This is a genomic window from Pontibacter indicus (genome assembly GCF_900156345.1).
Classification (GTDB): domain Bacteria; phylum Bacteroidota; class Bacteroidia; order Cytophagales; family Hymenobacteraceae; genus Pontibacter; species Pontibacter indicus.
In genome coordinates, this window is record NZ_FTPP01000004.1 from 60294 (window position 1) to 75317 (window position 15024).

13 protein-coding genes are annotated in these 15024 nt (G+C 52.0%); 5 read left to right on the forward strand and 8 right to left on the reverse strand.

The features are described 5' to 3' along the window. Positions 1-69: 69 nt before the first annotated feature. Entirely contained in the window at positions 70-621 is a 552-nt protein-coding gene (locus B0B12_RS17235) for a hypothetical protein (RefSeq protein WP_083704310.1), read from the reverse strand. Positions 622-836: 215 nt separating this feature from the next. On the opposite strand from B0B12_RS17235, the gene B0B12_RS17240 reads away from it, so the two are divergent. Then, the gene (locus tag B0B12_RS17240; RefSeq protein ID WP_076671469.1) at positions 837-1268 is read left to right on the forward strand and encodes a DUF937 domain-containing protein; all 432 of its coding nucleotides are present in this window, start codon (positions 837-839) and stop codon (positions 1266-1268) included. Between the two features lie 583 nt (positions 1269-1851). Beyond that, on the forward strand, positions 1852-2247 hold the full coding sequence (locus B0B12_RS17245; protein WP_076671472.1) for a GtrA family protein: 396 nt from the start codon (positions 1852-1854) through the stop codon (positions 2245-2247). Here B0B12_RS17245 and B0B12_RS17250 read toward each other — a convergent pair whose 3' ends face one another. Then, positions 2248-3795: a glycosyltransferase family 39 protein gene (locus tag B0B12_RS17250; protein WP_244554753.1), complete on the reverse strand. Its 1548-nt coding sequence runs from the start codon at positions 3793-3795 to the stop codon at positions 2248-2250. 158 nt (positions 3796-3953) lie between these two features. Between B0B12_RS17250 and B0B12_RS17255 the strand changes: the two genes are divergently transcribed. Together B0B12_RS17255 and aspS are read left to right on the forward strand one after the other, a co-directional pair. Then, positions 3954-4862: a glycerophosphodiester phosphodiesterase gene (locus B0B12_RS17255; protein WP_076671477.1), complete on the forward strand. Its 909-nt coding sequence runs from the start codon at positions 3954-3956 to the stop codon at positions 4860-4862. Positions 4863-5108: 246 nt separating this feature from the next. Next, a complete protein-coding gene (aspS, locus tag B0B12_RS17260) occupies positions 5109-6866 on the forward strand; it encodes an aspartate--tRNA ligase (protein WP_076671480.1) in 1758 nt (585 codons plus the stop codon). Between the two features lie 125 nt (positions 6867-6991). Here the strand turns inward: aspS and B0B12_RS17265 are convergent, their stop codons facing one another. The 4 genes from B0B12_RS17265 to nuoK are packed head-to-tail and all read right to left on the reverse strand — an operon-like array spanning position 6992 to position 12222. Continuing rightward, on the reverse strand, positions 6992-8383 hold the full coding sequence (locus tag B0B12_RS17265; RefSeq protein ID WP_076671483.1) for an NADH-quinone oxidoreductase subunit N: 1392 nt from the start codon (positions 8381-8383) through the stop codon (positions 6992-6994). Between the two features lie 28 nt (positions 8384-8411). Then, entirely contained in the window at positions 8412-9872 is a 1461-nt protein-coding gene (locus B0B12_RS17270; protein ID WP_076671486.1) for a complex I subunit 4 family protein, read from the reverse strand. A 12-nt stretch (positions 9873-9884) separates the two neighbouring features. Next, entirely contained in the window at positions 9885-11846 is a 1962-nt protein-coding gene (gene nuoL, locus B0B12_RS17275) for an NADH-quinone oxidoreductase subunit L (RefSeq protein WP_244554754.1), read from the reverse strand. Between the two features lie 46 nt (positions 11847-11892). After that, a complete protein-coding gene (gene nuoK, locus B0B12_RS17280; RefSeq protein ID WP_076671488.1) occupies positions 11893-12222 on the reverse strand; it encodes an NADH-quinone oxidoreductase subunit NuoK in 330 nt (109 codons plus the stop codon). 327 nt (positions 12223-12549) lie between these two features. On the opposite strand from nuoK, the gene B0B12_RS17285 reads away from it, so the two are divergent. Beyond that, positions 12550-13596, forward strand: coding sequence for a DUF6929 family protein (locus tag B0B12_RS17285; protein ID WP_244554755.1), 1047 nt, complete (start codon positions 12550-12552; stop codon positions 13594-13596). 362 nt (positions 13597-13958) lie between these two features. Here the strand turns inward: B0B12_RS17285 and B0B12_RS17290 are convergent, their stop codons facing one another. Both B0B12_RS17290 and B0B12_RS17295 read right to left on the reverse strand, forming a co-directional pair. Further along, entirely contained in the window at positions 13959-14477 is a 519-nt protein-coding gene (locus B0B12_RS17290; RefSeq protein ID WP_076671494.1) for an NADH-quinone oxidoreductase subunit J family protein, read from the reverse strand. 4 nt (positions 14478-14481) lie between these two features. Beyond that, positions 14482-14991: a NuoI/complex I 23 kDa subunit family protein gene (locus B0B12_RS17295; protein ID WP_076671497.1), complete on the reverse strand. Its 510-nt coding sequence runs from the start codon at positions 14989-14991 to the stop codon at positions 14482-14484. Positions 14992-15024: the final 33 nt, after the last annotated feature.

Consider the following 15024-nt stretch of genomic DNA (forward strand, 5'->3'; position numbering starts at 1 on the left):
TTCACAAGATACAAAAAAAAAGCCCCTCCGGCAAAGGAGAGGCCTTTATGATCAGGTATACGGGGTAGTCTAATCTTTTATTTTCAGGGAGCCCATCACCTCACGGGCCGTGTCCTGCCAGTCGTTCTTCATCATAAACGGCATGTGCAGTGAGAACACCATCAGCTGATTGCGCTGCACTGTGTAAAGCATGATGCTATACTTCTGCACAGGTGCCAGGTGGCTGCCGTTGCGCTCGTCGGCCATCACCGACACAAACTCAAACAGAATGTAGTCGCGGCCATTGATGTTGGCCACCTCGTCTCTTATAAAATCCACTTTGGTGAAGCGCTCCAGTAGGTTGGCCTTGTACATCTCGCGCAGCATTTTCAGGTCGTGTGCGCGAAACGGCGAGCTCTTCTGCGTCATGCTAAAGTCCACCTGCCCGTTGGGGCTTGAGTAGACGGCCACAGGCCGGTTGGCAGCCGGATACTTGCTGGCAATGCCATCGTCATGAAGGGGAGCAAAATCGCGGGGCAGCATAATGCTGACCTCTTTGGTGATTTGGGTCTTCTTTAGTTTGGTGTCGGCAAGGGTGGCGCCGGCAATAAGGATAATGGCTAAGAAGGCTAAATAGCGCATGTTCATAGGTTTGTTGGGGGCAAAGGTATCAAAAAATAAGGACCTCCAGGGGCAGTAGCAATTATTTTGCCAAAACCGCAAAGGTGCCTAGTATGGGCTTGCGTGCCCATTGGCTTTACATCTTCTGCAGGGCAAAGACGTTAGAAATGAAACAGCTGGACTTAGCAGTATAATTCCAGCTGCCTGAAATTTAGTGTCACATCAACGTAAAAGCTATGTTAGGAAACATCATCAACACAGTGAAAGGACAGCTCACCGGCGAGCTACAAAACAAATTCAAGCTGGACCCGCAGCAGGCTAACCAGTCCGTAGACCTGGCGGAAAACCACCTGACGGAGGGACTGAAGAAAGAGGCCTCTGGCGGTAATGCCGGTAGTATTATGAACATGCTAAAAGGCCAGCAATCGCCGCAGGGCAGCCCGGCTATGAACGGCATGATTCAGAAGTATCTGGGCGATTTGACCTCTAAAGTAGGTATACCGGAGTCGGTGGCGCAGCAGGTGGCTCCCTTTGTGGTGTCGTTTCTGATGAATAAGATTGGAGGCAATGTCAACAACCAATCGGACCTGATGGGCTTGCTGGGCGGGGGGCTGGCAGACAAGCTACCGAAAGGCATGGGCGATAAACTGGGCGGGCTCTTTAAATAAGTTGGCCGGAGAAAAAAGTCTGAAACAAAAGAAGCCATACCTAGCAGGTATGGCTTCTTTTTGGTTGTGTCGTTGTGTTTTTTGGTTGCAAGTCGGCAACTTACTTACATCTCACCTTAAACAAGTATGCCTGTAATTGCCGAAGCGGGGAGCTCCTGGCAATGTCTTTGAATTAATATCCTAAGTTGTTTGCGCGCTTTGGTATGGATGTACTCCTAACCAAACCGGGTGCTAAAAAGTTTAAACAGTTTTGTGAAAGGTGGTAGTGCCTGCTATCAGACTACCGGATAAGTAACAGTGGTGCGGCCATCGCGTGTGGTCTGCAAAAGGACTAAAATTTATCAGAGACCTGGTCAGCTACTGGGAGAGTGGTGTTTCCGACCGAGGTGCTGCGGCGCATTACTTATTCACTGCTAAGTAAGGAACAAGAGCCGATATTTCAAAATATAATATACAAATAGCCTGTATTCGTCGACCAATGTAAGGCTTGCTCCAACAGAATAGATTTGTCACTATGTACCAAAGTGCTTAATTTTACCGGTTAATAGGTAAGTGAAACCAGTCAAACAAACCAACTGCGGGCATGTCCGAAGGCACAGGCGCTCTCTTTGTTAAATTCCTGAAGTTTGGTCTGGTAGGCTTTACGGGGCTCATCATTGATTTCGGCGTGACTTTCCTGGCAAAGGAAAAGCTGCGCTGGAACAAGTACGTGGCCAACAGCCTGGGCTTTGTGCTGGCCAGCATCAACAACTACATCCTCAACCGCCTCTGGACCTTTCGCAGCCACGACCCCGAAATAGGCTGGCAGTTTTCCAAGTTCCTGCTGGTGGCCGTGGCCGGCCTGGTCATCAACAACCTCATCGTATACCTGCTCACCGAAAAGGCGAAGCTCAACTTCTACGTTTCCAAATTCATCGCCATCGTGCTAGTCTTTATCTGGAACTTCCTGCTCAACTACCTCTATACCTTTACCCGCTAGTTATTTCTCTCCGATGCGGTAGATGCGCACATGCTCATCTTTGTGTACGCGTGGGTTGAGGAAGTGCAGTACCCGGTCGTAGAGCGAAGGCGTGATCGTCGTTTCCAGCTCCAGCGCAGGGTACAGGCTGTTGATGCGCTGCATGCGCTCCTCCAAGCCCTTCTGGCCTACCACCACCACATAGTCGGGTTGGTAAGGGTATAGGCTAAGCTCCGTTTGCAGGCTGTCCAGCGACTTTTCTCCGTTCAGGCTGTAGGTCATCGCAAAATCCTCTGGGAGCGGCTTACCGGCCTTGTATTCGTCCCAGTCGCGCTTTTCGTTGAAGTGGTACTCGTGAAACTCGGCGGCCAGTCGGTTGAGGTAATAGAGCGGTGGCTGCTTCATGGATGAGTTACCAAACTCGAGTAACACCGCGTCCATGTCCTGCTTTTCGCTCAGGTATACGAGCGGGGCAATGCGGCTCTTTTTGGTGTAGGTAAAGGACATGGCCACGGCCACCACGATGTTGAGGATCCAGAAGAAAGCCCAGCTGGCGGCCAGCAATTTTTTACGGCCCTGCCAGAAGCTAGAGGTGCGCACAAAGTCCTGCCAGCCGATCACACCCAGGATCATGATGAGTGGGAAGAGCGGCAGGATGAAACGTTCCTGCTTGTTCGGGAACAGGGAGTGCACGACAAAAAACAAAACGCCACCCCAGAAAAGCATCGGCGTCAGCCTGGCCGTGCGGCTATAGCCCAGCAGCAGGTATACGCTAATAGGCGGCACCATGAAACCCAGAATGGTCAGCAGAAAACGGTATACCGGTCCGGTGCTATAGTTATAGGCATTGTCGGCGTTGTAAAAGAAATAAGTCACCACCGAGTGGAAAGGGTAATCGAAGAAGATCAGGTCGATGGTGCCCTGGATAAGCGTTGCCATTAGCAGGAAGCCCAGCACCAGCCAGGCAATCTCTTTCCACTGCTGGCGGTAGAGCAGTACCATACCTGCACCCACGGCAAAGAGCACCGCATGGTAGCGTAGCACAAAGGCCAGCGCAAACAGTGCCCCCGCCCACAGAAAGTGCAGGTTCCTTTTCCTGTCGTCCTGCTTCAGCATAAAATAGAAAGCAGCCAGGTAGGGCGGTATACACGCCATCTCCACCAGGTTGCGCACACTCATAAAAGGCATGAACCACATCAGCGCCAGCATGAGCCCCACAATGCGGGCATTAGCCTGGTTCGAAAGACGCTCCGTAATTTTGTAGCCATAGTACACGATCAGCAGCGAGTACAGCCCGTGCAGCACCCGCACGATGGTCATCTTCGTGTCCGGATTCGAGATGCCTACGCTCTCCATCAGGTAAAACAAACCGTAGTGTATGCCTGCGTAGAACATGCTGTGGCGCGGTGGCATGGGTTCGTGCAGCCATGAGGGCAGGCCATAAAGCCAGTGCTGCGCAATCGTGATCACATCGAAATGATCGTCGTGGAAAGCGAATCCCTTCGAAAAGAAAGCAGCTACCATCCGGATGACGAAGGCGATCAGCATAATGAATGACAGCGGGACCATAAGCCGGTTGTGTACTCCGACCTGATCGGCGGTGGCGAGCTTTCCGGGTGCGGTTTGGGGAGAGAATGACATAAGGCGAAATGGGATAATAGGAATTAGCCTATGATTTTTTAAGAAAATCCGTTCCAAAGTTAAGGGATATAGACTTAAGTTTGTGTATGAATTTGACTGAGCCAAAGCAGAAAGCATCTTTCCTGACCCGCAGGCGGACCTCCTTGCTTCTCCTGGTGTTAGGTATAGCGGTACTCTCCTTGGGTGTGTACAACCTGCTGCAGCCCGAACCGGGCGTTTATTCACACAGAATATTGGTGATGGGCCATGCCGGCTCCGGGTTTTTCTCGCCCCTCAATCCCTACAATCCGCTGCCCGCCAACAGCATGGCTTCCATTGTGAAGGCCATGGAAGAGGACGGCGCCGATGGGGTGGAGGTAGATGTGCATGTGAGTGCGGACGGTGTGCCTATTCTGTACCATGACAACACGCTGGAGACGATGAGCGAAGGCGCAGGCATCATTGCAGAGCTTCCTGCATCTGAAGTAGTGGGACTCAGGTATAAGGGCGGCGTTCTGTACGACTTATTCCACAGCGAAAAGATCATCCCGATGGAAGAAATGCTGCAGCGTTTCCAATCGTATACGGAAGTGCCCTACCTGCACATTGACATCCGCAACCAGGACGGTAGCCGAAACGCCTTCTATGTGCAATCGGTGCTGGACCTGCTTCGTAAATACGATTACCCTGTAGAGAAATTGGCCTTCATCTTTAGCGATCCGGCCATACTGCACACCGTGCGGGAACTGGAGCCACGCGCCATGCTGATGCTGGACGCCGGCGAGGACTTTGACCTGGCGGCACAACAGGCGCTGGACAATAAGCTGGATGGTGTGACGGCTAACGGCAAGCACGTGAGCCGGGAGCAACTGCTACGGGCCAGGGCGCGCGGCCTGCAGGTGGTGCTATTCGGCGGAAAGTCGAAGGGGAGCATTGCCAACATGCTGGAGATGGAGCCCGACGCCATACAGGTCAACAACGTGAAGCGCATGCGCGCACTGCTAGGCTCCGAATAAGACCGGGTTTAGCCAACCAGCATCATCAAAAGCGCCAGCAGTATGAACGCCAGCGCGATGTTGCGGAAGGTGAACAGATTACGGTTCATGACAAAGGCTCTGATTAAGTACAGTTACAGGTATATTAACGAGATTAGGAAGACCCGGGATTAGCCTGACAAGATTATACATCCTCTGACCTGTTTTTCGGGGCACAACAGCGAAACAATTATTACTTTTGCACCATATCATAACAAAACGACATTTATGCTCCGGACACATACTTGCGGCGAACTAAGATTAGACAATGTAGGCGAAGAGGTTATACTGACAGGCTGGGTGCAGCGCCTGCGCGACAAGGGCGGCATGCTCTGGATCGACCTGCGCGACCGCTACGGCATTACGCAGCTCACGTTTGAGGACGGCGTGACGCCGGCCCATTTGTTTGAGGCAGCCCGCAGCCTTGGCCGCGAGTACGTGATCAGGGTGGTAGGCAAAGTAATCGAGCGTTACTCCAAAAACGACAAGATCCCGACCGGCGATATCGAAATTCACGCTTCGAAGATTGAGGTGCTTAACGCAGCCAAACTGCCTCCATTCATGATCGAGGACGAGACCGATGGCGGCGACGACCTACGCATGAAATACCGCTACCTCGACCTGCGCCGTACGCCTGTGCGCCGCAACCTGGAGCTGCGCCACCAAATGATGCGTGCCGTGCGCGCTTACCTGGACGAGCACTATTTCATCGAAGTAGAAACGCCGGTGCTGATCAAGTCAACGCCAGAGGGTGCCCGCGACTTTGTGGTGCCAAGCCGCATGAACCCAGGTGAGTTTTACGCACTGCCGCAGTCACCACAAACTTTCAAGCAGCTGCTGATGGTGTCTGGTTTCGACAAGTATTACCAGATTGTGAAGTGCTTCCGTGACGAGGACCTCCGTGCCGACCGCCAGCCGGAGTTCACCCAGATCGACTGCGAGCTCTCTTTCGTGACGCAGGAAGATATCCTGAACACGTTTGAAGGTCTCATACGTCACCTGTTCCTGAAAGTGAAAGGTGTTCACATCGAGAAGCTTCCGCGTATGACCTATGCTGACGCGATGAAGTACTACGGCTCTGACAAACCGGATACTCGCTTCGACATGCGTTTCGTGGAGCTGAACCCGCTGGTGAAGAACAAAGGTTTTAAGGTATTCGACGATGCCGAACTAGTGGTAGGTATAAATGCCAAAGGTGCTGCCAGCTATACCCGCAAGCAACTCGACGAACTGACCGACTTCGTAAAACGTCCTCAGATTGGTGCTACTGGGCTGGTATACGCCCGCGTGCAGGAAGACGGCTCTGTTAAATCGTCAGTAGACAAATTCTACACCCCGGAAGACCTGCAGGCTTGGGCTACGGCTTTCAATGCCAAGCCAGGAGACTTACTGCTGGTACTGGCCGGTGACAAGGATAAGACCCGAAAGGCCCTGAATGAGCTGCGTCTGGAGATGGGCGAGCGTATGGGATTGCGTGATAAGAATGTGTTCTCGCCGCTGTGGGTAGTAGACTTTCCGCTGCTGGAGTGGGACGAAGACAGCAACCGCTACCACGCCATGCACCACCCGTTCACCTCACCGAAGCCAGAGGATCTCGAGCTGATCGACGACCGTCCGGGCGACATCCGTGCCAATGCCTATGACATGGTGATCAACGGTGTGGAAGTTGGTGGTGGCTCCATTCGTATCCACGACCGCCGACTGCAGGAGCAGATGTTCCGTCTATTGGGCTTCTCCAATGCTGAGGCCAAAGCACAGTTCGGCTTCCTGATGGACGCTTTCGAGTACGGTGCGCCGCCACACGGTGGCATCGCCTTCGGTTTCGATCGTCTGTGCTCGCTCTTCGGCGGCGCCGACTCCATCCGCGACTTCATCGCCTTCCCGAAAAACAACTCAGGCCGCGATGTGATGATAGACGCACCTTCTCCGATAGCAGATGCGCAGCTGGATGAACTGCATATTAAGATGAAGAACCTGCCCTCCTAAGGTATAGGTATACAGAAATAAGGAAAGGCTGCCCGTGAGGGCAGCCTTTTTGTTTTATCGCCGTGGGAACAAAAAAGCGGCTGCCCTTCCTCAGAGCAGCCGCTTTCTATATCTTCAGCTGTACCTTATAACACCCCGCTCAAAAGCGCAGGCGCTATACCTAGCAGAATCGTCAGTGCTGTGATGATGATCAGCATCACGTTGATAAAGCTGGTTGATTTGATGGCGGTATGGCCTTCTGTAACAGGGTGCAGGTACATGGCGATCACCACGCGGAAGTAGTAGTAGATACCTACTGCAGCCAGGATAACGGCTACCACGATCAGCCACATCATATTAGGTTGTTCGATCAGGGCAGAGAACACGAAGAACTTACCGAAGAAACCAGCGGTCAGCGGTATACCTGCCAGCGACAGCATCGCTACCGTTACCGCGAAGGCCAACAGTGGATTGGTTTTGCCAAGGCCGTTGAAGGCTTCGTAGTTCTCGCTGCCACGCTGTTTTGCCACAAGCTGCAGCACACCGAAAGCGGCGATAGAAGCAAGGGAGTAAGCGAAGGAATAGAACAGAACAGCAGAAGTTGAGAATTCGTTGAAGGCCAGCAGTGTCATCAGCAGGTAGCCCGCGTGTGATATACTGGAGTAAGCCAGCATACGCTTCATGCTCTGTTGCACCACCGCGCCTACGTTACCAATCAGGAGCGACAGTACAATGATGGCCACCATGGTTGGCATCCAACCTGGGTAGGAAGCAGCAAAGGCGGCGTCCATCAGTTTGTAGAAAGCAGCCACACCGGCTGTCTTCACCACAGTTGACATGTAGGCCGTCCATACCGTTGGTGAACCCTCATACACGTCAGGAGTCCAGAAATGGAAGGGAGCGGCAGATATTTTGAAAGAAATACCGATTATGATCACCAGCACGCCCAGCATGAACATCACATTGTTCACACCGCCATTTCCAATGGTTTCTGCAGAACCGGCAATCTCGGCAATGTTGAAAGTACCCGTCGCGCCGTACACCATCACGATGCCGAACAGCATCACGCCCGTGAAGAATGAACCCATCAGGAAGTACTTCAGAGCCGCTTCGGCAGAGCGCAGGCTTCTCTTGTCGCTACCCGCCAGCACGTACATGGCAATCGAGAGAATCTCGATGCCGATGAAGAGCATCAGCATGTTGTTGTAGCTCACCATCATGATGGCGCCCACCAGCGAGAAAAGAATCAGGGCGTAAAGTTCGCCGATGTTTTCGTCGTTGCGGGTAATGTAGTGCTGGGTAAATGGAAGAACCAGGAGCGTCGAAAGAACCATGATCCCTGTAAAGGCCACCGCGTAGTTGTCGATGGTGATCATGTTATTGAAGTAGCTCTGCGTATCGTTCCAGTCGAGCAGGTTGATGCCGAACACAATCGCCAAGAACAGCAGCGACAGCGGCAACAGGATTCGTTTAGATTTCAGGAAGCCTACGAAGAGGTTGATAATCCCAAATCCAGATAGAAGTATAATCGAAATCATGTCGTTTAGTATCGTTTCTTTTTGCGGACTATCGGTTGATAATGCTCAGCAGCTGTCCAACCGCAGGCTCTGAAATGCTCAGGAAAGTGTTCGGGAACAAACCGATCCAGAAAACCATGATCACCAGCGGAATCAGCACGGCTTTCTCGTGGAAGGTCAGGTCAGCGAAGCCTTCAGTAGCCTCTGACTTTGTGCCGAACATTACGCCCTGGAACATACGCAGCATATACACCGCTCCCAGAATAATGGTCATGCCCGCCACAGCGCCAAAGTAGTAGTTGTACTGGAACACGCCCGACAGCAACAGGAATTCACCGATGAAGCCGTTTGTGAGCGGAAGCGCTACCGAACCCATTAGCAGGATCAGGAAAACGATGGAAAGAGCCGGCGTGGTCTGGGTGATACCGCCCAGGTTGGCAATCTCTCTGGTGTTCGTTCTGCGGAAGATGATGTCGATGATGAAGAACAGACCTACTACGTTTATACCGTGGCTCAGCATCTGGATCATACCGCCCTGCAAACCCTGCTCATTCAGGGTGAAGATACCCGCTGCAATCAGCCCCACGTGCGCAATAGACGAGTAAGCGATCAGGCGCTTGAGGTCATGCTGACGGATGGCGATGATAGAACCGTAGATGATGCCGATGATGGAAAGTACTAGGACCGTGTCAGCCCACTGGCTCACACCCAACGGCACCACAGGCAGCAACCAGCGAATCACTCCGTAGATACCCATTTTCAGCATGATACCGGCCAGCAGCATCGTTGCCTGTGTAGGAGACTCGGTATAGGTGTCTGGCTGCCAGGTATGGAACGGGAACACCGGCATTTTAATGGCGAAGGCCAGGAACAGGAACCAGAAGATCCAGCTCTGTGTCGCGCTGTCCATCGTCAGTTGGTAGAACGCGCTCACGTTAGAAGAGTGCGCCGCGAGCTCCGTGCCGGCTGTCTGGAAGTACAGGTATACGAAAGCGGCCAGCATGAAGAGCGAACCGAAAATGGTATACACAAAGAACTTAAACGTAACCGGAATTCTGCGCGCACCACCCCAGATAGCTGCGATGAAGTAGATCGGAATAAGGGCCACCTCCCAGAAGAAGTAGAACAGGAACGCATCCATTGCCACGAACACGCCAATCAGGCCTGTCTGCATGAACAGCACCAGCGCGTAGAACACATGCGGGTTTTTGTAGTCGTGTTTGAAAGAGGAAAGCACGATCAGCGGCACCAGGAAGGTTGTCAGGAGCACCATCAGGAGGCTGATGCCGTCCATACCGATGCTGAAGCCTATACCTGCGCGCTCCACCCACGGCATGTCGATGGCGAACTGCGTGGTAGCGTCCGGAACAAAGTTTACGGTTGCAAAAAGCGCAATGGCAAACTCAACAAGCGTTGCTATAAAAGCCACTTTCTTGGCACCTTCGCCTTTAATCAGCAGCACCAGCAGGGCGGCTAGGGCAGGCCAGAAAAGTAATAGAGCTGTAATCATCTTCTTAGAACCTTAAGCGATAAAGAAGTTTAAAAATAGAATCAGAACAATGCTGGCCACCATCACAAACACATAGAAACCAGTTACGCCACTCTGTGTCAGGCGCAGCACGCGGCCAGTCACTATCACCAGTTTGCCGAAGCCGTTGACAATGCCGTCCACCACAACTACATCCACAAAGCGGTGCAGGGCAGTAGAAAGGGCCATGATTGGCTTTACAAAAACAGCGTTGTAAATTTCGTCGATGTAATACTTGTTGTAGATCAGGTTGTGGATTGGAGACAGGCGCGTTCCTTCAGGAGCCGGCACTGTTTCTTTCTTCACGTACATGACATAAGCAATGGCGATGGCCACCAGCGCAACCACTACCGAAATGCCCATCAACATGTACTCTGTCGCATGGTCAATGTGCGGAGCTTCCAGCGCGGCACCGTTGGCACGGCGGGCCAGGTCATAGATCGGCGATAGGAAGTTGCCCAGGGTATGCGTGTCGCTGAACACGGCTGGTAGACCAATGAAACCACCTACGGTGGAAAGGATGGCCAAAACGATCAGCGGAATGGTCATGGAAGAAGGCGACTCGTGCAGGTGCGAACGCTGCTCCTCTGTGCCACGGAACTTACCAAAGAAGGTCAGGAACAGCAGGCGGAACATGTAGAAGGCGGTCATGAACGAGGCCAGCAGACCCAATGCCCACATCAGCTTGTTGTGCTCGTATACGTGCGCCAGTAATTCGTCTTTCGAGAAGAAGCCTGCAAACGGCGGTATACCTGAAATAGCGAGTGTACCGATCAGGAAAGTGATGAACGTGATTGGCAACCATTTGCGCAGACCGCCCATATTGCGGATGTCCTGCTCGTTGCTAACGGCGTGGATCACAGAGCCTGCGCCCAGGAAGAGCAGCGCTTTGAAGAACGCGTGCGTGAGAACGTGGAAGATAGAAGAGGAGAAGGCCATCACACCCAGCGCCAGGAACATGAAGCCCAGCTGCGAAACGGTAGAATAAGCCAGTACTTTCTTGATGTCATTTTGCGCCAGGCCAATGGTAGCGGCAACCAAAGCCGTGATCAGACCGATGATGGCGATGAACTCCATTGTAGTTGGGGCCAGCACATACAGCACGTTTGAGCGAAGCACCATGTAGATACCCGCTGTCACCATCGTCGCAGCGTGGATCAGGGCCGAAACCGGCGTTGGACCCGCCATCGCATCCGGAAGCCAGGTGAAAAGTGGAATCTGCGCACTCTTACCCATCGCACCTACAAACAGGAGCATGGTAATGGCAATCATCACGCCGCTGTCGGTCATGCCCGTCATCTGCGAAGCAGACAGGAAAACCTCTGGGTAGCTCACGCTGCCGAAGGTGATGAAAATCAGGAAAATGCCCAACAGGAAGCCCAGGTCACCGATACGGTTCATGATGAAGGCCTTCTTGGCGGCATTGTTATAGTTGGTGTTCTTGTTCCAGAAGCCGATCAGCAGGTATGAGCAAAGACCTACACCCTCCCAGCCTACGAACATCATCACGTAGTTAGAGCCCATCACGAGCAGCAGCATCGAGAACATGAACAGGTTGAGGTAGGCGAAGAACTTGCCGTAGCCCTCGTCGTGGCTCATGTAGCCGGCTGAGTACACGTGTATCAGGAAACCTATACCTGTTACCATCAGGAGCATCAACAGCGTAAGCTGGTCGATCATGAAGGAGAAACCGATCTCCAGGCTACCTACCGAGAACCAGTTGTAGAGGTCTACTACATAAGGACGGCTGCCGTTGGAGGTGAAGTCGATGAACAGGTATACCGAGATCAGGAACGAGGCCAGCACCGTACCAGAGCCCAGCAGCCCCACAAGGGCCTTAGGCAATTTGCGGTTGCCAAGTCCGTTAATCAGAAAGCCGATGAACGGCAGGAGCGGAACAAGCAAACACAGCAGCGCCATTTCCTGGTTGTTGAAGGGCATTACTACTTCTTGCATTTAGCGTATGATTTAGTTAAGCTATTCAGATTATTTAGGGGTGCGGCTACCACTTGAGGTAGTTCAGCAATTGCACGTCCGTAGAGCGGATGTTACGGTAAATCATCACGATGATGGCCAGACCAACTGTTACTTCCGCTGCCGCCACTGCCATGATGAAGAACACGAAGATCTGTCCGTTAGGGTCAGAGCGGTAGGCCGATAAAGCCACCATCAGTAAGTTCACGGCGTTGAGCATCAGCTCCACACACATAAAAATAACAATCGCGTTTCGTCTGGTGAGAACGCCGATTACGCCAATGGCGAAAAGGGCCGTGCTGAAGTACAGGTAGAATTCAAGCGGGATGGTTCGGATAACCTCAGGCATTTGGTTCATCGTCTGGTTGCTGAACGTATTACTGGTAAATTACAATTCTGAAATCAAGTCGCAAAGTTATCCCCATTTTTGTAAAATCCATAACATATTTCTAATCTTCTTATGCTGTTCCCGCCAAATCCAGACTCCCCGGAAGATTTATATTTTTCAGGCCGCACGAAGACTGCTGTTATGACGTTTTTTATACCTGTCGTAGGCTTTTGCGTAGGTATAAATTCTTTGGTTGGATTAGTTTTTGCCAACTTGCAAGGCTAATGGCATGCGCATGCATCATGTGCCTTCGCCCAAAGTAGTCCGCCGCTATACCTGATTTTGCGTTCAATTTTTATGAATCGATTTTTAGCACTCCCATACCTTGCTTCCCTCTCACTGGTGGCGCTTTCGTGCCAGCAGTCCGCCTTCATGCTAAGCAACGATCCCACTATACCTGAAAGCAATATGAAAGCCACCATCACACAGACTTTGCACTACGATAACCTGCCCTCCGCTTCGGGCCTCGAAATGCTGGGCGACAACTATTATGTCGTAGGAGACGACTCGCCCTTTCTCTACGGCCTCGACAAGAATTTCCAAATAGTATCCAGAGAAGCGATTTTCGACACGACCGGCTTTGAGAACGGGCGCATTGATAAGGCTGAAAAGGTGGACTTGGAAGGTATAACTCTTCTGCAGCACCAGGGAAAGCCCTACCTGTTGATGATGGGATCCGGTTCGGCGCCCGCCCGTCGCAAGGCCTACCTCTACAATATTTGCGGTGACGACATTTGCCGGGAGGGTGCCGGTAAGGAGGGAGCCAGGACGATCGATCTGGATAACCTTTACACACAAATTGAAGAGCAGGTCGGCTTAGAGGAGGGATCGCTGAATATCGAAGGCGTAGCGGCAGGTCACGGTAAGCTATACCTGTTGCAACGGGCCATCGCCACCGGGCAAAATGTGTTGGTCTCCTACCGTTTGGCAGACTTTATACCGTATCTTTTAGGAGAAGCCAATACTAATTTACCTCAGCCCGAGTTAAGCTATTTCCGTCTGCCTGTCCTCAAGAACCTGCAAGCTGGTTTTTCGGGAGCCTATGTATACGACGACAAGCTGTTTTTCACTGCCTCTCTGGAAGACACCAACGACGCCTACAACGATGGTGAGGTGCTTGGCAGCTACATTGGTTATATCCCATTCTCGTGGGTTGGCAAGCAAGACACGTTACAGATCCCTGCCACGGTGATCTCGCAAGCGGACGGAAATCCCTATACCGGCAAGGCCGAATCTTTGGTAGTGCAAAAGCGGGAGGGCAAAGGAAGGTATAGGATGATAGTCGTGTCCGATGATGATCAGGGAGGCTCGGAGTTGCTGGAGTTGTTGCTGAGTGAGGAGTAGTTTCGTGCTCTGGCAAATTAGGCGCAAGTTCTCTCACTGCAGTGGCTGTCAGAGGTATAGCAACTTTACATACCGCAAGTTTGAGCGAAGTGGTAACTTGTGGTAATCAATGATAGCCAGTTTGTAACTGGCGTTTTGAGATTTTGAATTATGGTATACGCCAGTTACAAACTGGCCACATAGGCAGTCACAAGTTGCGCTAGCGCTAAACTTGCGACATTATACTGGTTGAACTCTCATGAAAATCCTGACAATCCGTGGGGGTAGGGGCCCTCTTTAATTCTAAAAATCCTGATTCAGACAACAAAAAAGCCAGCACCTTACAGTGCTGGCTTTCTCAATTCTTAAAGCTATACCTTAGATTAGAAGTTCTGCTCTCCTGTCTCGCGTTTACCAATCATCACGGCGCCTACCATCGATACCAGGAACAGCACGGCTACTAGTTGGAACGGCAGCATGTACTTCGTGAAAAGCACTTTGCCCAGGTTCTCTACCATACCTACCTGCGAATCATACGTGGCAGGGTCCGGGTGACCGAGCGCTACGTCTTTCAAAGCGGCTACCACCACAATGAAGAGCAAGCCGCCAGCTACGGTTCCTGCAATCTTGGCCAATACATTCTTTTTCAAGGTGCTTTCCACGTTTTTACCTGTGTTGATGAACATCAGCACGAATAGGAAAAGTACCATGATGGCACCCGCATACACGATGATGTTCACTGCCGCTAGGAACTGGGCGTTCAGCAAAATGTAGTGGGCTGATATAGAGAAAAATGTCAGGATCAGGAAGATAACGCTGTATACAGGGTTCTTGGAAATAACAACCATGATGGCGCAAAGCAGCGTGAGCGATGCGAAGAAGAAAAACAGGCTCTCTGTCATCGGATTATTTGGTTTCAGTGGTTTTTAGCGGCTCTACCAGACGGTCTTTGCCGTAGATGAATTCGTCGCGCTCGTAACGGGCTGGAGCAAGTTTGTCGTCCTGCAGGAAAATGGCCGCCTTCGGGCAGGCTTCCTCGCACAGGCCGCAGAAAATGCAACGCAGCATGTTGATCTCGTACGTCACAGCGTATTTTTCCTCGCGGTACAGGTGCTCTTCACCCTTCTTACGCTCGCCGGCCGTCATCGTGATGGCTTCGGCAGGGCAGGCCACGGCACATAGACCACAGGCCGTGCAACGCTCGGCACCGTTTTCATCGCGTTTTAGCACGTGCAGGCCGCGCCACACATCACTGCGCTGGCGTGTTTCCTCCGGATAGTTGATCGTCGCTTTCTTCTTGAAGAAGTGCTTTAGCGTAATGCCCAGACCTTGCGCGATAGCAGGCAGGTACATGCGCTCAGAGAGCGTCATCTCCTTTTGTGCTACGTTCTTTCTTCTATTTGATAATGGTTCCATTGTATCTCGATTATGATTGCCGTCTATACCTGC

Excerpts from the sequence above, each read along its gene's own strand:
- B0B12_RS17235 (WP_083704310.1), bottom strand. The coding sequence starts at position 621 with ATGCGCTATTTAGCCTTCTTAGCCATTATCCTTATTGCCGGCGCCACC.
- B0B12_RS17240 (WP_076671469.1), top strand. The coding sequence starts at position 837 with ATGTTAGGAAACATCATCAACACAGTGAAAGGACAGCTCACCGGCGAG.
- B0B12_RS17245 (WP_076671472.1), top strand. The coding sequence starts at position 1,852 with ATGTCCGAAGGCACAGGCGCTCTCTTTGTTAAATTCCTGAAGTTTGGT.
- B0B12_RS17250 (WP_244554753.1), bottom strand. The coding sequence starts at position 3,795 with ATGGTCCCGCTGTCATTCATTATGCTGATCGCCTTCGTCATCCGGATG.
- B0B12_RS17255 (WP_076671477.1), top strand. The coding sequence starts at position 3,954 with ATGAATTTGACTGAGCCAAAGCAGAAAGCATCTTTCCTGACCCGCAGG.
- aspS (WP_076671480.1), top strand. The coding sequence starts at position 5,109 with ATGCTCCGGACACATACTTGCGGCGAACTAAGATTAGACAATGTAGGC.
- B0B12_RS17265 (WP_076671483.1), bottom strand. The coding sequence starts at position 8,383 with ATGATTTCGATTATACTTCTATCTGGATTTGGGATTATCAACCTCTTC.
- B0B12_RS17270 (WP_076671486.1), bottom strand. The coding sequence starts at position 9,872 with ATGATTACAGCTCTATTACTTTTCTGGCCTGCCCTAGCCGCCCTGCTG.
- nuoL (WP_244554754.1), bottom strand. The coding sequence starts at position 11,846 with ATGCAAGAAGTAGTAATGCCCTTCAACAACCAGGAAATGGCGCTGCTG.
- nuoK (WP_076671488.1), bottom strand. The coding sequence starts at position 12,222 with ATGAACCAAATGCCTGAGGTTATCCGAACCATCCCGCTTGAATTCTAC.
- B0B12_RS17285 (WP_244554755.1), top strand. The coding sequence starts at position 12,550 with ATGAATCGATTTTTAGCACTCCCATACCTTGCTTCCCTCTCACTGGTG.
- B0B12_RS17290 (WP_076671494.1), bottom strand. The coding sequence starts at position 14,477 with ATGACAGAGAGCCTGTTTTTCTTCTTCGCATCGCTCACGCTGCTTTGC.
- B0B12_RS17295 (WP_076671497.1), bottom strand. The coding sequence starts at position 14,991 with ATGGAACCATTATCAAATAGAAGAAAGAACGTAGCACAAAAGGAGATG.